Consider the following 25,018-nt stretch of genomic DNA (forward strand, 5'->3'; position numbering starts at 1 on the left):
TAGCACGTGTCACGGACATTTCTTCGACGATTGCTTGCTCTTTTGGCCTTGATAACACGTGTCACGGACATTTCTTCGACGATTGCTTGCTCTTTTGGCCGTGATAACAGTTAATCGCACTTATTGGATCTTTACGGGCAGTTGATCTCCCACCTACCTTTTTGTTTCCCCAGATGCTTAAGATGGGATAAATGCCAAGTTTTTTAACACACAATGTCATTAATTTAACTTTTTTTCATACTATATTCTGGAGGTGGAAAAAATGGCAAGAGTTGCTTACCGAAACGCAGACGTTAACTTAATGGCAAGGATGATGCGAGCTGAAGCTGAAGGCGAAGGTAAACTAGGGATGCTATATGTAGGAAATGTAATTGTTAATCGTGCTGTAGCAGATTGTGTGGACTTTAATGAGTTAAGAACAATTGAAGATGTTATTTTTCAAGTGCAAGGAGGAAATTTCTCATTTGAAGCTGTTCAAAAAGGCAATGTTTTTTACCAAAGAGCAAGAGAATCTGAAAGAAGGTTAGCAAGACAGAATTTGGAATATTGGAGAAAACAACCAGCGAAATATGCCCTTTGGTACTTTAATCCATATGCTCCATGCCCTCCCACATGGTACAATCAACCATTTGCTGGTCAATTTAAACAACATTGTTTTTATGAACCCGCGGCTGGAACATGTGATAGCGTGTACTCTGGATAATTAATTTCCAAATGATATCTTTAAAGCAGTTACATTAAGTATACTCGGTAAGAGTTTATAGATTTTTTATCCTTATATATTCAATTGTAAAGTGACAATCGAATTATTTAATTTTAAAACCTCAAACAGCATAACCCCGTACTGATTTTAAGACGGGGTTAAAAGTTGATTTTTTTATGTAGATTACTTCACTGCACTTAAATATATAGCAAATCTCTTTGACTGCTTTTCAAAAAACAAGGCTTTGAGTAAAAATTCTCTAAGCCTTGTTTCATACTTATGCAAATATTAATTTTTTAAGCGTTTCAGCATCTAATTTCTTGATTACCTCCACAATTAGCTTTACTGCATTCTCAAAATCATCTCGATGTAGAATACCGGCATGAGAATGAATATAACGTGTTGCAATGGTGATGGAAAGTGACGGAACACCATTTGCGGTTAGATGGATTGAGCCCGAATCCGTCCCACCACCTGATAGAGCTGCATATTGGAATGGAATATTTTTTTCTTCTGCAGTTTCAATAAATAAGTCACGTAGACCTTTATGGGAAACCATGGAACCATCGTATAACATGATTTGAGGTCCTTCACCTAGCTTGCTGTCGGCTTCAGATGGTTTTATCCCTGGAGTATCTCCAGCAATCCCTACATCTACGCCAAAGCCAATGTCAGGCTGTATTTTATTAGCTGCCGTTTTCGCACCTCTAAGACCAACCTCTTCTTGCACATCGCCAACACCATAGACAACATTTGGATGGTTTACATCTTTCAGTTGTTTTAAAACTTCAATTGCGATTGCCAATCCAATGCGATTATCCCAAGCCTTTGCTAATAGCATTTTTTCATTTTTCAACGGTGTAAATTCAAAGTAAGGTACGATAGATTGTCCAGGTTTTACACCAAATTCTTCTGCTTCTTTCTTACTAGAAGCACCAATATCAATAAACATATCCTTAATTTCATAAGGTTTTTTCCGTACTTCTGGCGGAAGAATATGAGGTGGTTTTGAGCCAATCACCCCTGTTATATCTCCTTTTGCTCCTAGAATGGTTACTCGTTGCGCCAACATCACTTGACTCCACCAGCCACCAACTGTTTGGAAATATACATAACCCTTCTCATCAATTCGTGTAACCATAAAACCAACTTCATCTAAATGCCCAGCAATCATAATTTTGGGGCCGTTGGAATCTCCTACTTTTTTGGCAATGGTACTACCTAAATTATCATATTCGATTTCATCCGCGTATGGTGAAATGTATTTTTCAAAAACTTCACGAACTTCTTTCTCATTCCCCGGAATTCCTCTTGCATCGGTTAAATCCTTAAGCATGATTAACGTTTCATCTAATTGTGTCATATATATAACCTCCTTCTATTATTGTGAGCCTTGTATAAAGAAGACTCCCATCAGTGGGGCGTTCCTTCATCCTCCACTGATGGTTAGTCGCACTTATCGGACCATTATGGGCAGTTGATCTCCCACCTGCCTTCTTTATTTCCCCAGAAGCTTGAGATGGGAGTCTTACTGCCCTTTTAGGCGGGGCAAACATTAATATCCTTTATTTTGTCTTTCAAAATTTATTTCATTCTTCTTATAATAAGCAACTTGTATGTCAGATTCACTGAACCCTAATACTTCTCCTAGTAGTAAGAAATTCATAAATAGCTGTTCATAAGTTTCCTTTGATACATTTTTATAAAAATTTATACAAGATTCAAATACTATATTAAATTGTTCCGTTTCAGCAGCTCGTGTTAATTCACTGAGGTTTCTACTAGTGTATCGATATCCTTTTTCTAATCCAAGTGATAAAATAAAATGAAGACCATCTACGTATTCTTCCAAAATAATATCATTATTATTTCGTGATTTGTTGCTCCAAAACTTAAAACATCTCGTTTCATTAGCAAGCTCACCAAGTTCAACTAGTAAAGCTAAGTATTTTTCTTGGAATAAATCTTGATTTTTTAATTGGTGATTTGATTCAATATGGTTGTCTAAACTTTGTTGCATGGAATATAATTCTTCCCAATTCATAAATGTATATCCTCACTCTCTCTTTTTTATTGTCGGGAAATTATAAAATTTGTATGGCTATGTATAACTTAGATACAGAAATAGCCACGTCCGGCTCCAGCGCCCAGTGACTAGTAGACTTCCTTCACCTCCGTTCGATAAGTCAACATCGGCTCGCTCACGCTCACCGTGTTTCCTTTATCTCCTACTGCTCAGTCCAGTCTATACGTCAATAAACGGGCGCTTGCGCCTTTGTTCTGATTGTACCATGATTTTTTAGTATTCGTGAAACTATTGTATCAAGTAATACGTATGGAGATTAACGAATTAAATAGGGAGTCGATCATAATGATAGTTATTTTATTTCGTATACTTATCCTTATCGCGATAGCTTTTCTTATTTATACATGGATCGAGTACACTAGAAACCCAGAAAGACAATTAAAAATTGCAAAACAATCTAACCATTTTTATATGGTAGATGAAGCGAATAATAGCAAGAAAAACTTGAAGCTTGTGTATAAAAGATGTGTCTTTGAAGGCGAAAAATATATAGGCGTGGTGGATGATTCATTTGAAGTGGTGGATATTGATATTAGTATTCGTGACCCATTTGATTTGAAAGGGTTTACTCGCGAGGATTTATATTTCTTAGAAAATGAAATACTTATTAGATACCCACATGCAAAAATCAAATGGAAACATCCTATAAATGAAATACTTATTACGAAAATGGAGTAGTATTAGACCTTCCACAAAAACATTTTAAGCCGAAAAAACCAATTAACTTGGATTTTTCGGCTTTTATTTGTTAAGTACTCATCTGGAAAAAGTCTCGCCACTTTATAATAATTTCTTTACTTCTAACCAAATAAATGAAAGGTAGTAAACCAATTAAAAATATGAAAATATGAAATGGGGATAAATTCGCAATCCATCCGCCTAAACATGTATAAACGATGGCTAACGGAATGTTAGATAATAAAGATGATTTCGTGTACTGCTTCATCCCAGAAGATATTTCCATAATGCATAAAGACAATAGATGAAAATGAATAAAAGGGACAAGTCTAAGTATGGCGATTTGGGATGTATTTAATGTAGTGCTACTCCCTAGTAGTTTTTGTTTCAATCGGATTAGTTTATCTAATTTTTTGGGCATCCGATTAACTAATCCATAAAATATAACGCTAGATAAGGTTATTCCTACAACCGAATAAATAGTGCCTGCTATCGGCCCGTATAAAATTCCTCCTGTGACACATACAAATACTACCGGGAGAAAGAATAATGGCCTTATTAAATGAAAACAAATAAATAATAACGGTGAAAGTAATCCTCCCATTTCGATAAACGCCATTACATAGTTCCCAATGTACTCCATAACTTTCCTCCTTTTGCCAGTTTCTAGCTGTTCTCCCTGAGAAAAGTACCCTGCACTTCAGATTTCTACCTTCTATTCATTTATATGACCTTAAATGCTATTTATGATAAGGTTCAACTAGCAAGACCTGACAAATAGAAAAACAAAAAGAAGTTTAAAATGATGAAGATTGGCATTCCAATTGTAAAAGATTTATGTTTCGTTTTATGACGGTATCGTTGCATCCCAATATAGGTTCCTGGTGCTCCACCTAACAAAGCGATGATCCAAAAAGTTCTTTCTGGTATTCGGTATTTTTGTTTCACTGCTTTTTGTTTATCTACTCCCATTAAAATAAACCCAACAATGTTTACCCCTAAAATATAATAGATGATGGAATTCACTTTTTTCCTCCTAGTTTGCAATAAAAAACCGAACCCATGTCTAAATGGATTCGGCTTATTTCAAATTATTTTAAAGCACCTTTTGCTTGTTCTACTAACTGAGCAAATGCTTTTTCATCGTTAACTGCTAAATCGGATAACATTTTACGGTTAATGTCAATTCCAGCTACTTTAAGTCCGTGCATTAATTTGCTGTAAGAGATACCGTTTAGACGAGCAGCTGCATTAATACGTGCAATCCATAATTTACGGAAGTCACGTTTTCTTTGTCTACGGTCACGATAAGCATATTGACCAGATTTAATTACTTGTTGTTTTGCAGTTTTAAATAGAGTTCTCTTTGAACCATAATAACCTTTAGCTAATTTTAATACGCGTTTACGACGTTGGCGCGTTACTGTTCCACCTTTTACACGTGGCATATTAATTCCCTCCTAATACATTTCCGAATCTATATTTATCATTAATAGTCTAATTATTTAGGTAACATTGTTTTGATACGTTTGTAGTCCCCAGTAGATACAACAGCACTTTTACGTAGTTTACGTTTTTGCTTTTGAGATTTGTTAGCAAATAAGTGACTAGTGTATGCATGAGATCTTTTTAATTTTCCAGAACCAGTTCTTGTAAAACGTTTTTGAGTCCCTTTATGAGTTTTCATTTTAGGCATAATTTATTTCCTCCTCGTAATGTTGCATCTATTACTTCTTTTCACTAATCGGAGCGAGCATCATAAACATATTACGACCTTCCATTTTCGGTTTGGATTCAATTGTCGCAACATCTTTAAGTTCTTCAGCTAGACGAGTTAAAACCTCTTGTCCTAGCTCTTTGTGTGTGATTGCACGTCCTCGGAAACGAACGGATGCTTTTAATTTATCTCCCTTTTCAAGGAATTTTTTTGCGTTCTTAACCTTCGTTTCGAAGTCATGATCGCCAATACCTGGTGTAAACCGTACTTCTTTTATATTAATAATCTTTTGTTTTTTACGAGCTTCTTTTTCCTTTTTCTGTTGCTCATAACGATATTTCCCATAGTCCATAATTCGACATACAGGCGGTTTGGCATTTGGAGCAACTAAAACTAAATCCAAGTTTCTAGTTTGCGCAATCTCCAACGCTTCTTGACGTGTTTTCACACCAAGTTGATCCCCATTTGAATCGATAAGTCGTACTTCTCTTGCACGAATCTTTTCATTGACGTTCATATCTTTGCTAATAGTCAGACACCTCCAAAGTTTTTTCGATACTGATCTATTTGACAAGTCTTCATACATGAAAAAAAGTGTCGGTAATACACCCACACATTCCAATTACACATAATAAATTTGGAACCAGTCAACTACACGAAACGTGCGTCGAACAGGTGAGAAGCGGGTGCTTCTACTTGTCTTTGAGATCATTTAATTTTCAACTTTTAAAGTATATCACACTTAAGAAACCTAGTCAAATATTTTTCTCAGTCGAATGATATTAATCATATTTTACCATATTTCACGACAAAGGCCAAGTATGTGTAAATACATACTTGGCCTACCATTGCATTTATCGCACCTAGACGAGCAGCCCGTAAAGGTCCGATAAGTACGACTAGCCATCAGTGGGGATGAAAGAAAAGCCCAACTTGATGGAAGTCTTCTTTATTTATTACGTAATTTGCGTTCTGTAATTTCCTTTTGAATAAGATTTTCAAAATCCTCATAGGAAATTGTTTCTGATTTTTGTTCTCCATAACGACGAACATTTACGGCATTATTTTCAATTTCTTTGTCACCTAAAACGAGCATGAAAGGTATTTTTTGAGTTTGTGCTTCACGAATCTTATAGCCGATTTTCTCATCTCTTTCATCCACTTCAATACGAACACCTTGTCTTCTTAATTTATCCGCAACTTCCTTCGCATAATCTAAATGAATCTGCGGAGAAACAGGGATTACTTTCACTTGTACTGGGGCAAGCCAAGTTGGGAAAGCACCCTTATATTCTTCAATTAAGAATGCAACAAAACGTTCCATAGTAGAAACGACACCGCGGTGAATAACAACAGGACGATGTTCTTTCCCGTCTTCACCAATATAAGATAAATCAAATCGCTCAGGTAATAAAACATCTAATTGAACAGTAGATAATGTTTCATCCTTACCTAAAGCAGTTTTAACTTGTACATCTAATTTTGGACCATAGAATGCTGCTTCTCCCTCTGCTTCCACATAATCCAAATTCAAGTCGTCCATTGTTTGTTTTAAAGTGGATTGTGTTTTTTCCCACATTTCATCGTCGTCAATATATTTTTCCTTATCCTCTGGATCACGATAAGAAAGACGGAAATAGTAATCTTCAATTCCAAAGTCTTTATATACATGTTGAATTAATTCTACAACACGAGTAAATTCTTCTTTTAATTGATCTGGTCTAGCGAAGATATGAGCGTCATTTAAAGTCATTGCACGAACACGTTGAAGTCCCGCTAACGCACCACTCATTTCATAACGATGCATCGTTCCAAGTTCTGCAATTCTTACTGGTAATTGACGGTAGCTCCATAGTTGATTTTTAAATACCATCATATGATGTGGACAATTCATTGGACGCAATACTAATGTTTCATTATCCATTTCCATCGGTGGGAACATATCATCATCATAATGATCCCAATGTCCACTTGTCTCATATAGCTCCTTACTCCCCAGTACAGGTGTATAAACGTGATCATATCCTAAACGTTCTTCCAAATCCACAATATAACGTTCGATTGTACGACGAATAGTTGCCCCTTTAGGAAGCCATAACGGTAGACCTTGTCCAACTTTTTGAGAGACGGTAAAAATCCCTAATTCTTTACCTAGCTTACGATGATCACGTTCCTTACGTTCTTCTAAAATATGAAGATACTCGTCCAATTGACTTTGTTTTTCAAATGCAGTTCCATAAATACGTTGAAGCTGCTTATTATTGCTATCCCCACGCCAGTAAGCTCCTGAAATACTTAAAAGTTTAAATGCTTTAATTTTACTTGTGGAAGGAACGTGAATTCCTCGACATAGATCAAAGTATTCACCTTGCTCATAAATAGTCACTTGTTCCCCTTCTGGAATATCATCAATTAATTCAAGTTTCAGTTCATCATTAATTTCGCGAAAACGTTCTTTCGCTTCTTCACGTGAAACTTCTACTCGCTTAATTTCAAGATTCTCATCGACAATACGTTTCATTTCTTTTTCGATCTTAGGAAGATCCTCTGGGGTGATTTTATATTCCATGTCTAAATCATAATAAAATCCTTCATCAATTACAGGTCCAACACCAAATTGAACGTCTTTATATAATCGTTTAATCGCTTGAGCCATTAAATGTGCTGTGGAATGGCGCATGATATCTATAGATTCATTATTTTTATAAGTTAAGATTTCTATTTTCCCACCACGATCAAGTTCGCGTCTTAAATCTACTTGTTCACCATCTAATTTAATAGCTATAGCTTGTTTCTTTAATCCTGGAGAAATGGATGCTGCAATCTCCTCACCAGTTGTTCCAATTGGAAATCCTTTTTCATTACCATCTGGAAATATTATTTTAATTTCTTCTGCCATGTTGCTTGCTCCTTTCTATCTGTAAACATATATTAAATTAAAAAACGCCCATCCCAATTGCATAACGCAAAAGGGACGAGCGTAGTATAATAGTTCGTGGTTCCACCCTAGTTCCCGCTAAAATTAGCGGCTCTACATCTTTAACGCAGATGATACGCTATTCCTTACTATAACTTCTGGAAAAGAGTTCAAAGGTGGTAATTATTCAGGCCTATAGAGGAAGCTTTCAGCCAAACGACTTCCCTCTCTAATCTATATGTATCCAAAATAATCATGTCCTTATCGTAACTTTTAACTTCAATAATGAATCTAAAGTGTATTATAGCTCTATAAAATTATAATTGCAAGTGCTATTGGTTTTTCATATTATAAAAAGGAAATTCTCGAGTAGGTTGGAATTCCGCTTTTTCTTGGAAAACATTAATGACGGTTAATGTTTTTGGTTCGGCGGGATCATCACCGTAGATTTTTACTTTCTCTGGCGCCATCGCAATTAGTGGCGATAAATTCATTTCAGTTTCATCTAATCCAAATAGGTATAAGGGTTCTTTCTGCATTAAAGTTTGTAAATCCATTTTTGAAAGGACTTCTCCATCTTCTGAATAAAAGGAAAATGAACTACCTTGTAAAATATGAATGACTGGAATTCCAGGATCCTTTTGGCTAATATATGTGCGTAAAGAGTTAATAAACGCTTGATGTTCTTCTTCTCTCTTATATTCGTCTATCGCTAGTCCTACATAATCAATCATTTCATTCCTGAATTCTTTTAGCCCAAACTTTACGATGGAATCATAATGTATAGTATCTGTATCTTTTATATGATTTAAAAATAATCCTTCCAATAAATCCTTCGGGTGATCCCTTTCAGTTCTTTCTAGGTGCAGAAAACTTTCAGCATTATTCCCTGACAATATCCAATTTGTTATTTCATGAATCCTTTTTATCTCTTCATAATCTGAAAAATAATATTTTTTCTTAATAATGTCTTTAATCATGTTTCCTAATCGATGTCCAATGAATACTTCAGCCATCAATTTCGCCATTACATTTACGAATTTGCAATCATGTATTTCTGATTCAATTTGGAGAAGAATCCCCCATTCTTCTTGATGTTTCCAATGCAATTCAATATTTTTATCACGTTGGAATAATTTTTCACAAAATATTAGTACTTCTTTTTCTGATTCAAAATATACCCCAAGCAAATACCATCACCCTCATCCACAATCAAACTGTTACATTATATGGACAAAGGTGTAAAAAAATGATTAAACCACAGAAACTAGTATTTTTCTTACTGCCAAAAAGGAAAAACTAGTACTTTTACATACTAGTTTACGTTAGTTTCTTCTATTTTCTCCATATATTGGCACTTCTTTACTTACTTGTCTTATTCGTTCGATAATTCTTCCGGCTTTGACTTTCTCTACACCATCCCTAGTAGAAGCCAAAACTCCTTCCAACTGTTCTAAACTATAATTACTTGTAAAACAAACAGGTAACTGTTCCATCATTCGGTATTGTAATACAGAACCTAAAATCTCATCCCGAAACCAAGATGACTGCATTTCTGCACCAATATCATCCAACATAAGTACATCTGCTTTTTTAAAGTATTCTATCTTTTCATTTGTTGTATCATTTTTAAAAGATGACTTAATTTCGCGGACAAACTCTGGCATATAAATAATCATAGATGAGATGTTCATTTTCTTTAACTCATTCGCTAATGCACCGAGGAAATATGTTTTACCAACCCCAAAAGGTCCATAAAAGTAAATACCCTTACGTGGCAACTTATTACTTGCTTCACGTAAAAAATTAAACATTTCCATAACCCCGTTATTTCGATTTTTATCATCATCAATGTTATTTATCGATGCTTGTAATATCTCTTTGGGCACATGGACACTTTGAACAAGTTGTTGTTGAGATTGTTCTTTTTCTATCATAATACGGCTATGACATTTTTCATAAGCAAGATGAATTTCGCCATTTTCCACTTGCAGAATAGGCGAGTACCCTTGCAACATGTTTTGACATTCATTAAAAGAGCTGCATTGATCACATTGCTTAGATTGGGTCTTATATTCATACAGCTTTACTAAACTTTTATTTAGTTCACTATTTGATATTTCTGGATGTAAAGATAAAAACTCCTTAATTTCAGGGTCGTTTAAAACTTCACTCCTTATTTTAGTGTAATTTTCCTGAAAATTTTTATTCTCTTTCATCCACTTTGATAAAGAGCTTTGAATAGGTTCCATATAAACCATCCTTGAGATCAATTATTTTTCTGCTTTTGATTTAACAAAGCATGTAATTTTGCCTTTTCTTCTTCTAAGTTTACTATTGGTTGTTTGGAATTTATTGGTGGATTTTCTGTTTGACTTTCCTTACGATTACCCTTTCTTTCTTTAAACCAATCCGGAATAATTTCCTTTGTATTTCTTTTGGTATAATTGTAATTTTGTTTTTTATTATTCGTTTTTTGAAATTTATCTCTTTCTTTTTTAGCGAATTCCATTGCCTCTTTTGCAGTCTTAATTTTCGCTCGTGACCAGTGACTAGCAATTTTTTCTAAATAGGCTTTGGATAATTTCATATCTGATTGTAATAAAACATAATGTATAAGAACATTCATTACTGGTGAAGGTAATCCTTGAGAAGTCATGACATCGCGTATAATCTTCATATCCTGTTCGGAAGCTTGATGGCCACCAGACAAATCTTCTAACAACTGTTTAGGCGAAATAGTTTCTAATTTTTGAATTAACATTTCCTCTTTGGTTTTCGGTTCCGTTTGTTCCTTCTGCTTAGGAAAAGTAATTCTTTCCGTTAATTTTATAGTAGCATTGTTATGCTTAGATTTAAATAAATCATGACAGGCATTTTTGAATTCATCACAATCTAAGAGGTTTTCCTCGTTTAATGCCCATAAAATAGATTTTTCTATTTCATAGTTATCCAAATCATATAATTCCATCATTTGTGAAATTAATTTCCGATTATCAGGTGTTAAAACTTGTCCAACTGGGATCATTCTTTGCTTTAACATTTGTTCCATCCAATGCAAATCAACAGAATTGGTTGTATCATTATTTAAATCATTACTAGATATAGGTTTTACAACTTCTAGCGTTGGAGTAAAAGTTTGAAATACATCGTTAAAGGATGCCGTAATATTTTCTCCTAAATCCCCATGAGTAGTCACTTTATATCTATTTTTAAGCATAGAAAACTTCTCATGCCCTAACTGATGATATAGTAATTGAGATAGCATTGCATCATGAAAGAAATCATTAGGTGAAAAAGGACATTGTATTTCATAAGTAAACATAGTTGACTGCTCTAATTGTTTTTTATAGGTCTTTAATAAACCAATTCCTTCTAAATTTAATCTTGCTTTATATAGTTCATCCAAAGGAATGTTTAAATAATTCATTAACGTATGATGTGTTTGTGGAGAATCTTTCTGGAATTCTAATTCATGTAAAAGAGTTTGATACAGCATAACTGCTTGCATCCCTATTAACGGTTGATACAGATGAGTTAATGATGTTGTATAATCAGCGGTTAATTGATCCTTTAATAATACATAGTACCCATCAACCGGTAATATTTGTCCAATAAAGTTCAAATCTTCTCACCCTTATCTATGTAGTACTCTTTATTCATTTTTCCTGTCAACGTTAATAAGGTCTTTTAATTCCTCTAAAAATACAGTGATATCTTTAAATTGACGATAAACAGAAGCAAACCTTACATAAGCAACTTCATCTATTTCCGCCAAGCGATCCATCACTTTCTCGCCAACATCCTTACTATCTACTTCAGAATAACCTGCATTTCTCAATTCTTTTTCAACATCTAAAGCAATTGATTCAATTTTTTCTAACGGAACAGGTCTTTTTTCGCAAGCCCTTATTAATCCCCTTATTAATTTATCTCTTGAAAATTCTTGTCTTACTCCATCTTTTTTCACAACAATTAAAGGTGGCTCTTCCATTCTTTCAAAAGTAGTGAAACGATAATTACAGTTTTCACATTCTCGGCGTCTACGTATGGATCTTCCTTCATCAGTGGGACGCGAATCAAAAACTTTTGTGTTTTTATATTGACAGTTGGGACACTTCATCCTTACAACCCCATTCATCGTTATCAAACTTGGTGTATTTAAAGTTGCGGTAACTCTTTATTTAAATTATCATATAGTCGATTAATTAATTTAGTAATATATCCAAAATTCAATGGAATCGCGGAATCTAAAGATACCGAAAAATCAACAGCAGTTTTATTAGGGCTTACCATAATGACTGTTACTACAATAAAAGCTCTTTTTCCTTTTTTTGTAATAACACTCATTTCCCCACGTTCTTTTGATAAAGAATTTATTTCGAATTCAGAACTAGCTTGAAAGAAGTTTTCAAGCGTTTGAAAAACCTTATCTTTCATTGCTTTATAATAACGTGTTTTCAATGACTTATCTAAGCGATCCTCACCCGTTTCTAAATGGTTACCAAAAAAAGTACGAAATTTGCTATTAATCGACATATCCATTCTCCCCGACCTATTGTTTACCCTATATTGTAACACGTTTTAACAATTTCCTCTAACAAAAAAAGTAATAGTGAATTACATAATTAAAGGGCTGACGTGAAGAGTCAGCCCTTTTATTCTTATTTAAAATCGGATTTTCGATTAACTTATTATGATTAATATACTTTTTCAAAGTCTTTTTCTTTTATTGGGCCCATTCCCCGCGGTATCTCCACACGATCATAAGACTTACATTCCAACGCTTCAGCAATAAAATCTGCTGCAACATTCGGATCAATAATATCTCCACAAGTAAATACATCAATACTTGCATATCCATGTTCTGGAAAGCTATGAATCGTTAAATGGGATTCCGAAATAATCACGACACCACTAACACCTTGTGGCGCAAATTTATGAAAGGCAACTTCACGAATCTCTGCCCCTGCTTTTAAAGCAGCATCTACAAAAATACGTTCGATTAACCCCATATCATTTAATTTGTCTATATTGCATCCCCATAGTTCAGCTATTACGTGTCTTCCCATTGTATCCATTACTACATTCCCCCTTAAGACATTAGAAACTTCTTTTATTTTATTTTCTGCCACGGGGGAAAGTTAGTACGGATGAGGTCCTAACCCTTTAAGCAGAAAACATCATTTCGTTTTCAAATCGTAACATGAGAAGTATATAATGTTTATGAATCTTTTGCAACTAGAAAAACCATCTATTCACTGTGGAAATAGATGGTTTTAAAAGTATTAAATTCTAGCAAATTCCTTTAAACTAATCCCAACTAATTTGGTTAGATCAAGAACTCGTTTCGAATAGCCCCATTCATTATCATACCAAGCCAAAACTTTTATTTTATTTCCGTCTATAACCATGGTAGATAAGCCATCAATAATAGATGAAAAATCCGTTGTTGTATAATCAATAGAAACAAGTGGTTCTTCACTATAATGAATGATGCCATTCATTTCTTGTTTTGAAGACTGTTTAAATACACGATTCACTTCTTCAACCGTTACACTCTTTTCCACGTCTACAACAAGATCCACTAATGATACATTCGGTGTAGGAACCCTTAATGCCATTCCATGTAATTTACCGTTTAAATGTGGTAAAACCTCACCTAACGCTTTTGCTGCCCCTGTAGATGTAGGTATAATGGATTGGCCACAACTTCTTGCACGCCTTAAGTCTTTATGAGGATTATCTAAATTATTTTGATCATTCGTGTACGCATGAACAGTAGTCATTAATCCGTTTTTAATTGTAAAATGATCATCTAATACTTTTACTACCGGTGCTAAACAGTTCGTTGTACAGGAAGCATTAGAAATGACATGGTCCAATTCTGGTTGATACGTATGTTCGTTTACTCCCATCACGATTGTCTTATCTATTTCTTTACCTGGTGCTGTGATTACGACTTTTTTCGCTCCAGCTTGGATATGTAATCCAGCACTTTCTTTCGTTTTAAATTTTCCTGTAGCTTCAATTACTACATCTATGTTTAATTCCTTCCACGGTAGTTTATTAGGTTCTCTTGAATTTACAACCTCAACTATTTTGTTATTTACTTTAATAGCTGATTCAAGCGCAGTAACTTCACCATGAAAAATACCATGAATACTATCATATTTAATTAAGTGTGCAAGCGTTTCGGTAGGATATCTTGCATTAATTGCAACCACTTCGACATCCTCATCTACAATAGCCTGCCTAAAAACCATTCTTCCAATTCTTCCAAAACCATTAATTGCAACACGCGTCTTCCCCATCAGAATCTCTTCCTCCTATTTATGTTATACTTAATACCCCTTTATAATAAATAGTATAACATATTTCAGATGAATGTGATTCTGTTTTTATAAGTTTTTTCGGATTTTCTTTAAAATAGGTCAAAAACTTAAGCAAAAAGTCTAGACAATAAGTCTAGACTTCCTATATGACATCCCATTTCCTTAAAATATCTTCCAGTTGTTCAAAAGTGGCTGTTTTTGAACTGTTATTATTAATGACAGCATCAGCTAATTTTGCTTTCTCTTTAACAGGCATTTGTGATTTAATACGCTTTAATGCTTCACTTTCACCAAATTCATCTCGTTCCATTAATCTTTGTAACTGTACGTTCTCGTCTACATAAACGACAATTGTTTTATCAACAAAATTTGTTAAGTTACTTTCAAATAATAATGGAATATCTAATACCACACATGAAGCCCCATCTTGAACAAACCCATCACGTTTTTCTATGATCCTTTTACGTATTGCCGGATGAACTATTTGATTTAAAGTTTCTAATTTTTCTTGGTCATCAAATACAATTTCTCCAAGTTTTTTACGATTTAATGTTTTATCTTCCCGTAATAAATGGGTTCCAAATGTCTCAATAATTTTGTTATACGCTTCTTCACCAGGATACACTACCTCCCTGGCTATTTTATCAGCATCCACAACTGGTATTCGAAATTCATCAAACATTAAACTAACCGTACTCTTTCCACTTGCAATACTACCTGTTAGGCCAATAATTAGTGCCATCTCATAATCCCTCTATTCTTTTTGGCAATTAGGACAAATATGCGTGCCACGTCCAGCAACTTTCGTTTTTAAAATTAGATTTCCACATCGTTTACATTCTTTATTTTCCTGTCCATAAACAAACAACTCTTGTTGAAACATCCCCATTTCTCCCTGACCATTAACATAAGAACGGATTGTTGTTCCGCCCTGTTTAACCGCATCGGCTAACGTATGGATGGATTCATCACGAATTCGTTCTACTTCTTTTTTTGTTAAGTGACTTGCTTTTTTTGAAGGATGTATTTTGGCACGGAATAATGTCTCATCAACATAGATATTTCCAAGACCTGTAACGACAGTTTGATCTAATAATACTGCCTTAATAGGGCGCTCTGTCCTTTTCAACTTCTGGTATAAATAGTCTAGCGTAAAACCTTCATCAAATGGTTCAGGTCCTAACTTTTTTAATGGTTCACTTTCGAACTCTTGGCCAATAGGATAAACATGCATCGTACCGAATTTGCGAACATCATTATAACGAAGGTCTTCACCATTAGTAAATGTGAAAATAACATGAGTATGTTTCTCTATCGGTTCAGCTGAAGAAACAACTCCATACTTGCCTTCCATCCTTAAATGAGAAATTAGAACGACATCATTTAAATAGAATAATAAAAATTTCCCTCTTCTTCCCATTCTTTGAATCGTTTGCCCTTGCAACAATAATTTAAATCTCTCGACATCATCTGGGACTTTCACCATTTTTGGCCAGTATACTTCTACTTTATCTATTGTTTTATTAGAGACTAGTGGTATAAGTGTTTTTCTTATCGTCTCTACTTCTGGTAATTCAGGCATCGCTACTACTCCTTACTTTGCATCAAACCAACTATCCCCAAAAGCGTAATCCACTTTAAGAGGAACCCTTAATTCTACAGTACCTTCCATCATTTCCGGTACGATTACCTTTAACTTTTCCACTTCTTCCCTTGGAGCTTCGAGAATTAATTCATCGTGTACTTGTAGCAACATGCGTGCTTGCATTTTCTCTTCCTTCAATTTCGTATGCAAATCAATCATTGCTTTTTTAATAATATCTGCAGCACTTCCTTGAATAGGAGAATTCATTGCTGTCCGTTCAGCAAAACTTCTCACATTAAAATTTCTACTGTTTATTTCTGGTAGATATCTTCTGCGATTCATAATTGTCGTTACATAACCATTTAATTTTGCTTCTTGAACAATTTCTTCCATGTAGTTTTGTACACCGGTATAAATATCAAAATAACGATCAATAAATTGTTTTGCTTCTTTTCTAGAAATTTTTAGATTCTGTGATAATCCAAAATCACTTATTCCATAAACAATTCCAAAGTTTACTGCTTTTGCTTGCCTACGCATATTCGCAGTCACTTCGTCCGCTTCAACATGGAAAACATCCATAGCGGTTTGCGTATGAATATCTAGATTATTCTGGAATGCTTGAATTAGTTTTTCATCCTTTGATATATGGGCCAAAACACGTAATTCAATTTGAGAATAATCCGCAGCAAACATGACCCAATCTTTTTCCGACGGCACAAATGCTTTACGGATCTTTCTACCTTCCTCTAATCGGATTGGAATATTTTGTAAGTTAGGATCAACAGAACTTAATCTGCCAGTTTGTGTCAACGCTTGATTAAAACGGGTATGAACTTTATTTGTTTCTTTATTGATTACCTTTAATAATCCTTCAATATAAGTTGATTGGAGTTTGCCCAATTGTCTATAAAGCAATAATTTCGGGATGATTTCATGCTCATCTACAAGTCGTTCCAGAACATCTGCAGCAGTAGAATATCCTGTTTTTGTTTTCTTAATAACGGGAAGCCCTAATTTCTCGAATAAAATCGGACCTAGTTGTTTTGGAGAATTAAGGTTAAATGTTTCCCCCGCCAGTTCATGTACTTCTTTTTCTAGAGTATCTAGTCTTGCCTTTAAATCTTCGCCCATTTCTTTAATTTTGTTCGTATCAATTAGTACTCCCTGATGCTCCATTTCTCCTAAAATGAGTGCAATGGGCATTTCCAATTCATTTAATAAGGTAAATTGTTCATTTTCTTTTAATTTCTCTTCCATTTTATCTTTTAAATGAAATAATGTATTTGCCTTCCGAACAATATGCTCAGCTAGTTTTTCCTGTTCAGGAACCTTCCACTTTGCACCTTTTCCGTATACTTCTTCATCAAACAAGACATCCCTATATCCCATCCGGTTTGCAATGGCAGGTATATCATGGTTATTTTCTGAAGGGTTTAACAAGTAAGAAGCTAATAACATATCAAAACGAATCCCTTTAATATGAATTTCATTTCGTAATAAAGAAACTAATGTCTTTTTAGCGTCAAAAACTTGTTTTTCCTTTGTTTCATCTTCTGCCCATTTTTTAAACACATCTGAATGTAAAGCAACATCAACAGGTACAAAGAATTTTTTATTTTCATTTACAATACTAAATCCTAAAATATCGTCAGAATGATAATTTTCTCCAGCCAATTCTACGATAAATGCATCCTGATTCGTAAATAGTTCCTCTTTTACTTCATCAACTATCGTAAATTCAATCTCTTTTAATTCTGTTGGTGCATCACTATCTATTGAATCTGCAGATACTTTATCTAAAAGCGATAAAAATCCCAATTCTTTAAACTTTGTACTTACCTCATGTTCCGAATAACCTTCATATACAATATCGTCTATTTTTATTTCTATAGGAGAGTCCCGATTAATAGTCACTAAATCTTTACTCATAAAAGCATCATCTTTATGAGTAGCCAATTTTTCTTTTAGTTTCTTTCCACTAACATCATCGATATGTTCGTAAACTTCCTCTAAAGTTGGGTATTGCTTAAGTAGTTTAGTAGCTGTTTTTTGTCCTACTCCGGGTACCCCTGGAATATTATCCGAACTATCCCCCATTAAGGCTTTCAAATCAATAATTTGTTCGGGAGTAATCTCCATTTTTTCCATTAAAAACTCTGGGGTATATTGATCCACTTCGCTTATCCCTTTTTTTGTAACACTTACGGTAACTTTATCAGATACGAGTTGCAACATATCCTTGTCACCCGATATGACTGTTACATCGTAACCCTTTTCCTTTCCTTGTAAAGAAAGTGTTCCAATGATATCATCGGCCTCATATTGCTCCAATTGGTAATGCTTAATCTGAAAGGCATCAAGCAATTCTTTCAAAACCGGAAACTGTTCGGAAAGTTCTGGCGGAGTTTTTTGACGCCCTCCTTTGTATTCTTTATACGTTTCATGCCTAAAGGTAGTCTTTCCGGCATCAAAAGCTACTAATAGATGGGTGGGTTTTTCTTCTTGTAATATCCTTAATAACATCGTTGTAAATCCATAAACGGCATTTGTATAAACCCCTTTATCATTATTCAATAATGGAAGCGCAAAGAATGCACGGTAGATGATACTATTTCCATCAATCAAGACTAGTTTTTTTGTTGTCATGTATAATCCTCCAATTATCATTACACTTAAAATGCGTGTGAACAATCGCTTAAAGCTTATTTTATCATTTAATCTGAAGGAAATAAAAACAAACACCTACTTTGTGTCAGTAGATGTTATTTCCTAGGTAGATAAATATGGATATGTGTACCTTTATTGATTTCACTATCTATTTCAATTTTACCATCATGGACATCTACAATGTGTTTAACAATTGCAAGCCCTAATCCTGTCCCACCGGTGTTCCTACTTCGCGCTTTGTCCACTCGATAGAATCGTTCAAAGATACGCGGTAAAACAGCCTTATCAATTCCCATACCAGTATCTGAAACATGGATGTGTACGTATTCTTCGGTTGAATTGATCGCTAGAGAGACTTTACCTTGTTCTTGTGTATAATGAATGGCATTATCTAATAAATTAATAATAATTTGTTTAATTTTTTCCTTATCTGCTTTAAACTTTAATTTTTCATCCACAGAAAAAGCAATGCTTATCTTTTTCTTCCTTGCCTTCATTTGATAAGCCGGAATGATGTCTTTTAATAACCCTTCCACATCAATTTCATTTACAATGAGCTGAAAATTCTCCTGCTCTAAGCGAGACAAGGTAAGCAAATCTTCAATAAGCAGTTGCATTCGATCACTTTCGTTATATATAATGGTTAAAAATTCTTTCGCAACTTCTTTATTTTTTAAATCATCTTCTAATAATGTTTCAGCAAAACCGCGTATAGAAGTAATTGGGGTTCTTAATTCATGAGAAACATTAGCAACAAAGTCTTTTCGCATTAATTCTAACTTTTTCAATTCTGTTATATCATGAATGACAAGAACAGCACCCTTTAGTCGGTTTTTTTCGTTAAAAATTGGAACTCCAATGATTTGGTAATATACTTTTTCTGTTCCTTCATAATGCGTAAATTCATTTTTAACATTTTCTTCATATAAAAAGGCATTTTGAATCGTTTTATGAAACACTTCTTCTTCCAGCACTTCATAATAAAGATAACCTTTATATTCTTTCATAGTTTTACCGTAAATCGTTAAAAATTTCCTGTTCACTAAATGAATATAGCCTTTTTCATCAATTAATACTAATCCATTTTCTGTATTTTCTATAATGGTAGTTAATTGTTCCCGTTGCATTTTTTCTTGGATAGAATATTCATTCATATTTCTTGCTAAAGAATTTATTTCTTTGCTTATTGTTCCAATAATATTGTTCCCTGAAAAGTGAAACCTTACCCGATAGTTCCCTTGATTTATTTCAGAGAGAATAGTAATTGCTTTACTCAACGGCTTCATATGATTAACGTTAAAAAATTGCAGAAATAATGTTAATATACAAAAGTTAATAATTAATATAGCAATAAGTATAATTACATTATCTACAATAGGAAATAAAAGCAATCCATTAATCACGGAAAGGACAAAAATGATAAGCATATAATATGAAAGTGGTTTTTTAATAAGACTTTTCATACCCTTGGTTCCTCCAGCTTATAACCAAGACCACGTACCGTCTTAATATAAACTGGCTTTTTTGAATTTGGTTCGATTTTCTCACGTAAATGGCTTATATGCACATCAACAATTCGCGTATCGCCAACAAAATCATAATCCCAAACACCGCTTAATAACTGATCCCTTGAAATGACCTTTCCTTTATTAGTTGCTAGAAAATATAGGAGTTCAAATTCCTTTCTTGTAAAGGTAATACTATTTGAATTTATTTCCGCTTCATATCTTTCCGGGTATATAATTAACTCACCTATGCGGATGGTAGAAAATTGCGAGGCTGGAGTCATATTTGATCTACGCAAAATTGCTTTAATACGTGCAATAACTTCTTTCGGGCTAAAAGGCTTCGTTAAATAGTCATCAGCTCCTAGCTCTAAACCAAGTATTTTATCAAATTCATCATCTTTAGCTGTTAACATGAGGATTGGTGTATCGTTTTTATTACTGCGCAAATATTTACAAACTTCCATCCCATCTATTTCAGGGAGCATTAAATCTAAAACTACCAAATTATAATCATTATTTTGTTCAATTTTTTGAATAGCTTCTTTTCCATCAAATGCAGTATCGGTTATATAGCCAGCTTTCTCTAAATTATAATTTAATAATGTTACAATGGACTTTTCGTCATCTACAATTAGAATTTTTTGCGCCACCTAAATACCCCCTATAGAAGTAAAGTTTTCTTTAATTCTAATATTACCATTGAATGATAGCAAACAGGGAAAAGTTAGGTGAATTTTACACTTTCTTTACATTATGGAGATCAACTGCTCCGTAAGTGCGACTAACCATCAGTGGTGGATGAAGTTCCCCCATTGATGGCAGTTTTCTTTATTAGATAACTTGGCATCCTCTATTAGTTCGGGGGTATGCCTTAGTTGTAAATATGTAGAGGCGAATAATTGGAGCGCCAGATGGGAAAGAATTTATACTTTCCCATCTGCAAAAAAACTTCTACTTATATATAAGTAGAAGTTCATTTATCTCTTATTCTAAAACGTTAAGTACTTTCTTTACTGATTCGGCTGATTTATCCAGTGCAGCTTTCTCTTCTTCGGTTAGATCTAATTCGATAATTTCTTCAATACCATTTCCACCTAATATAGTTGGAACACCTAAATAAATATTCTGGTAGCCATATTCTCCCTCTAAGTAAGCAATAGATGGAAGAATTCGTCGTTGATCCTTTAGTATAGCCTCTGCCATAACCGTTAAAGATGCTGCTGGAGCATAATAGGCGCTTCCATTTCCAAGTAAATTAACAATCTCCCCTCCACCAGTTCGAGTACGCTGAACAATCGCTTCAAGGCGCTCTTTGGAAATTAATTTCTCTAAAGGAATGCCACCTGCATAGGAATAACGGATGAGTGGGACCATATCGTCACCATGTCCTCCAAGAACAAAGCCAGTTACGTCTTTTACCGATACATTCAGTTCTTCCGCAACAAACGACCTAAACCTTGCTGTATCCAAAACACCAGATTGACCAATAACACGTTCTTTAGGAAATCCAGATTCCTTATAAACTGTATAAGTCATTGCATCAACAGGATTCGTTAAAACAACAATTGTTGTTTCTGGAGAATGCTTGACGATTTCTTGTGTAACATTTTTCATAATCTTAGCATTAGTATTTACTAAGTCATCACGGCTCATACCTGGCTTACGTGCAATACCTGCAGTAATAATGACAAGATCGGAATCTTTAGTATCCGCATAATCAGCTGTACCTATTACCCTTGCATCAAACCCCTGTACTGGAGCTGCTTCAGCCATATCTAGCGCTTTACCTTTAGTAGGGTTTTCCATATTTGGAATATCTACTAATACAACATCTCCCAATTCTTTTTGTGCAATCATTAGAGCGGTAGTTGCCCCGGTAAATCCAGAACCGATAACAGAAATTTTATTACGTTTTAATCCCATAAAAGATTAACCCCTTTTTGTTTTGATTGAAAATTCCAGTTGGTTTCCTTCCATATAGAAAGGATGGGTTCACCACAAAACTCGTGGTGATACCCATTATTTTTCAGGATTCATTATCCTAAATTTTTAATTAGCTCATCAGCGAATTCAGAACATTTAACTTCTGTAGCATTATCCATAAGACGTGCAAAATCATAAGTAACAACTTTTGATGCAATTGTCTTGTCCATAGAATTCATAATTAATTGTGATGCCTCTCTCCATCCTAAGTGATCTAGCATTAAGCACGCAGATAAGATAACTGATGATGGGTTTACTTTATCAAGTCCAGCATATTTAGGTGCTGTACCATGAGTAGCTTCGAAAATAGCGTGTCCAGTGTCATAGTTTATATTAGCTCCAGGAGCAATACCAATTCCACCTACCTGAGCAGCTAAAGCATCAGAAATATAGTCACCATTTAAATTCATGGTTGCTACTACATCAAACTCTTTTGGACGAGTTAGAATTTGTTGTAAGAAAATATCTGCTATAGCATCTTTAACCAGGATTTTACCTTGAGCTAATGCTTCATCTTGTGCTTTATTAGCAGCATCTTTTCCATCTTTTTCAACAATTCGATCGTACTCGGACCATGTAAATACTTTATCACCGAACTCTTCTTCAGCAACTTCATAACCCCATTGCTTAAATGCACCTTCTGTAAATTTCATGATGTTACCTTTATGTACTAATGTAACACTCTTACGATTTTCATCTAAAGCATATTGGATTGCAGAACGAACTAGACGTTTTGTCCCTTCTTCAGAAACAGGTTTAATACCAATTCCAGATGTTTCTGGGAAACGGATTTTATGTACACCCATCTCATTTTGTAAAAATTCGATTACCTTTTTAACCTCGTCTGTACCTTTTTGCCATTCAATACCAGCATAAATATCTTCTGTATTTTCACGGAAAATTGCCATATCTACATCTTCAGGACGTTTAACTGGAGAAGGTACCCCTTCAAAGTAACGAACTGGGCGAAGACATGTAAATAAATCAAGTTCTTGTCTAAGCGCAACGTTTAATGAACGAATTCCCCCACCGATTGGAGTAGTTAAAGGTCCTTTAATTGCAATTTTATACTCATTAATTTTATCTAACGTATCTTGTGGGAGCCATTCACCAAATTTATTATAAGCCTTTTCACCAGCATACACTTCTAGCCAATCGATTTTTTTAGAGCCATCATATGCTTTTTCAACTGCTGCTTCAATTACTTTTTTCGCAGCTGCCCAAATATCCGGACCCGTTCCATCCCCTTCAATGAACGGAATAATAGGATTATTCGGTACATTCATTTGTCCATTCTCTACTACAATTTTTTCTCCTTGTGTCATAAAAATTACCTCCTAGTATTATACAAATATACAAACTGAATAGTAGGAATAGCTTTTACCTACTATTCAATATTCTAATAGATTCATAAGAAATGGTAAAATAATAATGATTTTAATAATATTTAGACTATGAACGTTGTGATAAAGGTATATATTTTTGTTTTTGTGGGCCAATATACTCAGCTCTTGGGCGAATTAAACGATTATCTTCATACTGTTCTAGTATATGCGCTAACCAACCCGAAGTACGGCTCACCGCAAAAATAGGTGTAAATAAATCATAGTCTATACCTAAGCTATGATAAACAGAAGCACTATAGAAATCAACATTTGCAGGCAATCCTTTATTTTTCTTAATATAGTCCTCTATTTCAACAGACATGTTATACCATTTCTCTTGTCCTGTTATTTTAGTTAATTGTTTAGACATCTCTTTCAAATGTTTAGCACGCGGATCACCAGTACGATACACACGGTGTCCCATTCCCATTATTTTTTCTTTATTTGCAATTTTCTTCTCAATATATGGGATTGCATTCTCTTCTTCGCCAATTTCTAATAGCATTTTCATAACTGCTTCGTTAGCTCCACCATGCAATGGTCCTTTTAATGCACCAATTGCGGCAGTGATACCAGAATAAACATCAGATAATGTAGCAACACATACCCTTGCAGTAAATGTAGAAGCATTTAATTCATGGTCAGCATGTAATACTAATGCTTTTTCAATTGCTTCAACTTCGATGGAATTTGCTTGTTTTCCGTTCAACATATATAAGAAGTTTTCTGAATAGCTTAAGTCCTTTTTAGGTTTAACCGGTTCTTTCCCTTTACGAATTCTAGAAAACGCTGTTACAATTGTTGCGATTTTAGCTTGAATACGAATTGCTTTGCGCTTATTTGCATCCGCTTCCATAACATCTACTTCGTCATCGTATAAAGCAAGCATCGATACAGCAGTTCTTAAAGCAGCCATCGGATGTACTTTTGACATGTCGTAAGATTTTAAATGTTCATAAATCTCATTGGGAACTTCCATATTCTCCGCCAGCTCTTTTTTAATAGCATCTAGTTCTTTTTGATTCGGTAATTTTTTATTCCATAATAAAAAAACTACTTCTTCAAAACTAGCATTTTCGGCTAAGTCATCAATCGTATACCCAACATACGTTAGTTGATCATCTATGATCGAACTAATTTGTGATCTTGATGCTACTACCCCTTCAAGCCCTTTCGTAGTTGTTGTCATATGAAACATCTCCTTTTCTATATATGTTACTTACAACTTTCAGACAATATTTATATTACTTAGTATATCATTAATTCGTTTTTTAGGAAATATTCATTTATTTTTATATAAATATTGCCTTCCCCAAAATCAATTATAAAGTAAAACGAAGAGAAAGTGAATTGAAACCGTTTAACTTTTTAATTTAACGTAAAATACCTATTAAAATAGTACAAATTAGTATGGTAATTTATATGTCTATTTTTCTTCCAAGTAGCATAAG

25 protein-coding genes and 2 other annotated features are annotated in these 25,018 nt (G+C 34.2%); of the genes, 2 read left to right on the plus strand and 23 right to left on the minus strand.

The window, feature by feature from the left end; translation table 11 throughout:
* Positions 1-262 precede the first annotated feature (262 nt).
* Positions 263-703 carry a cell wall hydrolase gene (locus ACFQ18_RS03075; RefSeq protein WP_204797696.1) on the plus strand — a complete coding sequence of 147 codons (441 nt, stop codon included), beginning with the start codon at positions 263-265 and terminating at the stop codon, positions 701-703.
* Positions 704-980: 277 nt separating this feature from the next.
* Here the strand turns inward: ACFQ18_RS03075 and ACFQ18_RS03080 are convergent, their stop codons facing one another.
* Entirely contained in the window at positions 981-2,066 is a 1,086-nt protein-coding gene (locus tag ACFQ18_RS03080; RefSeq protein ID WP_204797697.1) for a M42 family metallopeptidase, read from the minus strand.
* Positions 2,067-2,258: 192 nt separating this feature from the next.
* The gene (locus ACFQ18_RS03085) at positions 2,259-2,747 is read right to left on the minus strand and encodes a dUTP diphosphatase (protein ID WP_047185360.1); all 489 of its coding nucleotides are present in this window, start codon (positions 2,745-2,747) and stop codon (positions 2,259-2,261) included.
* A 327-nt stretch (positions 2,748-3,074) separates the two neighbouring features.
* On the opposite strand from ACFQ18_RS03085, the gene ACFQ18_RS03090 reads away from it, so the two are divergent.
* Positions 3,075-3,467, plus strand: coding sequence for a hypothetical protein (locus ACFQ18_RS03090; protein WP_047185361.1), 393 nt, complete (start codon positions 3,075-3,077; stop codon positions 3,465-3,467).
* A gap of 70 nt (positions 3,468-3,537) precedes the next feature.
* On the opposite strand, the gene ACFQ18_RS03095 is transcribed toward ACFQ18_RS03090, so the two are convergent.
* The 21 genes from ACFQ18_RS03095 to citZ all read right to left on the minus strand — a co-directional run bounded on the left by ACFQ18_RS03095 (position 3,538) and on the right by citZ (position 24,756).
* Positions 3,538-4,110 (minus strand): TVP38/TMEM64 family protein, encoded by a 573-nt coding sequence (locus tag ACFQ18_RS03095; protein WP_047185362.1) that lies wholly within the window; start codon positions 4,108-4,110, stop codon positions 3,538-3,540.
* A 113-nt stretch (positions 4,111-4,223) separates the two neighbouring features.
* Positions 4,224-4,493, minus strand: coding sequence for a DUF1294 domain-containing protein (locus ACFQ18_RS03100; protein ID WP_225344043.1), 270 nt, complete (start codon positions 4,491-4,493; stop codon positions 4,224-4,226).
* Positions 4,494-4,558: 65 nt separating this feature from the next.
* Positions 4,559-4,915, minus strand: coding sequence for a 50S ribosomal protein L20 (rplT, locus tag ACFQ18_RS03105; RefSeq protein ID WP_047185364.1), 357 nt, complete (start codon positions 4,913-4,915; stop codon positions 4,559-4,561).
* Between the two features lie 53 nt (positions 4,916-4,968).
* Positions 4,969-5,163: a 50S ribosomal protein L35 gene (gene rpmI, locus ACFQ18_RS03110; protein ID WP_047185365.1), complete on the minus strand. Its 195-nt coding sequence runs from the start codon at positions 5,161-5,163 to the stop codon at positions 4,969-4,971.
* Between the two features lie 31 nt (positions 5,164-5,194).
* Complete coding sequence (gene infC, locus ACFQ18_RS03115; protein ID WP_047185366.1) at positions 5,195-5,701, minus strand: translation initiation factor IF-3; 507 nt, start codon at positions 5,699-5,701, stop codon at positions 5,195-5,197.
* Between the two features lie 65 nt (positions 5,702-5,766).
* Positions 5,767-5,888 (minus strand) — a sequence feature (ribosomal protein L20 leader region).
* Positions 5,889-6,133: 245 nt separating this feature from the next.
* Positions 6,134-8,083 (minus strand): threonine--tRNA ligase, encoded by a 1,950-nt coding sequence (thrS, locus tag ACFQ18_RS03120; protein ID WP_204797698.1) that lies wholly within the window; start codon positions 8,081-8,083, stop codon positions 6,134-6,136.
* A 68-nt stretch (positions 8,084-8,151) separates the two neighbouring features.
* Positions 8,152-8,378 (minus strand) — a binding site (T-box leader).
* 55 nt (positions 8,379-8,433) lie between these two features.
* Positions 8,434-9,291 carry a sporulation protein YtxC gene (ytxC, locus tag ACFQ18_RS03125; RefSeq protein WP_047185369.1) on the minus strand — a complete coding sequence of 286 codons (858 nt, stop codon included), beginning with the start codon at positions 9,289-9,291 and terminating at the stop codon, positions 8,434-8,436.
* Between the two features lie 135 nt (positions 9,292-9,426).
* Positions 9,427-10,353, minus strand: a complete 927-nt coding sequence (dnaI, locus tag ACFQ18_RS03130) for a primosomal protein DnaI (RefSeq protein WP_047185370.1) — start codon at positions 10,351-10,353, stop codon at positions 9,427-9,429.
* A gap of 17 nt (positions 10,354-10,370) precedes the next feature.
* Positions 10,371-11,726, minus strand: coding sequence for a replication initiation and membrane attachment family protein (locus tag ACFQ18_RS03135; RefSeq protein WP_047185371.1), 1,356 nt, complete (start codon positions 11,724-11,726; stop codon positions 10,371-10,373).
* 30 nt (positions 11,727-11,756) lie between these two features.
* Complete coding sequence (gene nrdR, locus ACFQ18_RS03140; RefSeq protein WP_047185372.1) at positions 11,757-12,224, minus strand: transcriptional regulator NrdR; 468 nt, start codon at positions 12,222-12,224, stop codon at positions 11,757-11,759.
* Between the two features lie 38 nt (positions 12,225-12,262).
* Complete coding sequence (locus ACFQ18_RS03145) at positions 12,263-12,640, minus strand: hypothetical protein (RefSeq protein WP_047185373.1); 378 nt, start codon at positions 12,638-12,640, stop codon at positions 12,263-12,265.
* A gap of 161 nt (positions 12,641-12,801) precedes the next feature.
* Positions 12,802-13,182, minus strand: a complete 381-nt coding sequence (speD, locus tag ACFQ18_RS03150; RefSeq protein ID WP_047185374.1) for an adenosylmethionine decarboxylase — start codon at positions 13,180-13,182, stop codon at positions 12,802-12,804.
* A 207-nt stretch (positions 13,183-13,389) separates the two neighbouring features.
* A complete protein-coding gene (locus tag ACFQ18_RS03155) occupies positions 13,390-14,415 on the minus strand; it encodes a glyceraldehyde-3-phosphate dehydrogenase (RefSeq protein WP_204797699.1) in 1,026 nt (341 codons plus the stop codon).
* 163 nt (positions 14,416-14,578) lie between these two features.
* The gene (gene coaE, locus ACFQ18_RS03160; protein WP_047185376.1) at positions 14,579-15,178 is read right to left on the minus strand and encodes a dephospho-CoA kinase; all 600 of its coding nucleotides are present in this window, start codon (positions 15,176-15,178) and stop codon (positions 14,579-14,581) included.
* Positions 15,179-15,190: 12 nt separating this feature from the next.
* Positions 15,191-16,018 carry a DNA-formamidopyrimidine glycosylase gene (gene mutM, locus ACFQ18_RS03165; RefSeq protein ID WP_047185377.1) on the minus strand — a complete coding sequence of 276 codons (828 nt, stop codon included), beginning with the start codon at positions 16,016-16,018 and terminating at the stop codon, positions 15,191-15,193.
* Positions 16,019-16,030: 12 nt separating this feature from the next.
* On the minus strand, positions 16,031-18,670 hold the full coding sequence (polA, locus tag ACFQ18_RS03170; protein WP_047185378.1) for a DNA polymerase I: 2,640 nt from the start codon (positions 18,668-18,670) through the stop codon (positions 16,031-16,033).
* A gap of 116 nt (positions 18,671-18,786) precedes the next feature.
* Positions 18,787-20,154 carry a two-component system histidine kinase PnpS gene (pnpS, locus tag ACFQ18_RS03175; protein WP_047185379.1) on the minus strand — a complete coding sequence of 456 codons (1,368 nt, stop codon included), beginning with the start codon at positions 20,152-20,154 and terminating at the stop codon, positions 18,787-18,789.
* Complete coding sequence (locus ACFQ18_RS03180; RefSeq protein ID WP_047185380.1) at positions 20,151-20,849, minus strand: response regulator transcription factor; 699 nt, start codon at positions 20,847-20,849, stop codon at positions 20,151-20,153. Before ACFQ18_RS03180 ends, pnpS begins: the two co-directional genes overlap by 4 nt.
* A 334-nt stretch (positions 20,850-21,183) precedes the next feature.
* On the minus strand, positions 21,184-22,122 hold the full coding sequence (mdh, locus tag ACFQ18_RS03185) for a malate dehydrogenase (RefSeq protein ID WP_047185381.1): 939 nt from the start codon (positions 22,120-22,122) through the stop codon (positions 21,184-21,186).
* Positions 22,123-22,235: 113 nt separating this feature from the next.
* The gene (icd, locus tag ACFQ18_RS03190) at positions 22,236-23,507 is read right to left on the minus strand and encodes an NADP-dependent isocitrate dehydrogenase (protein ID WP_047185382.1); all 1,272 of its coding nucleotides are present in this window, start codon (positions 23,505-23,507) and stop codon (positions 22,236-22,238) included.
* Between the two features lie 127 nt (positions 23,508-23,634).
* Complete coding sequence (gene citZ / locus ACFQ18_RS03195; protein ID WP_047185383.1) at positions 23,635-24,756, minus strand: citrate synthase; 1,122 nt, start codon at positions 24,754-24,756, stop codon at positions 23,635-23,637.
* Positions 24,757-25,018: the final 262 nt, after the last annotated feature.

Origin of the sequence: Oceanobacillus caeni (genome assembly GCF_042678465.1) — a bacterium.
GTDB classification, from domain to species: Bacteria; Bacillota; Bacilli; order Bacillales; family Amphibacillaceae; genus Oceanobacillus; species Oceanobacillus caeni.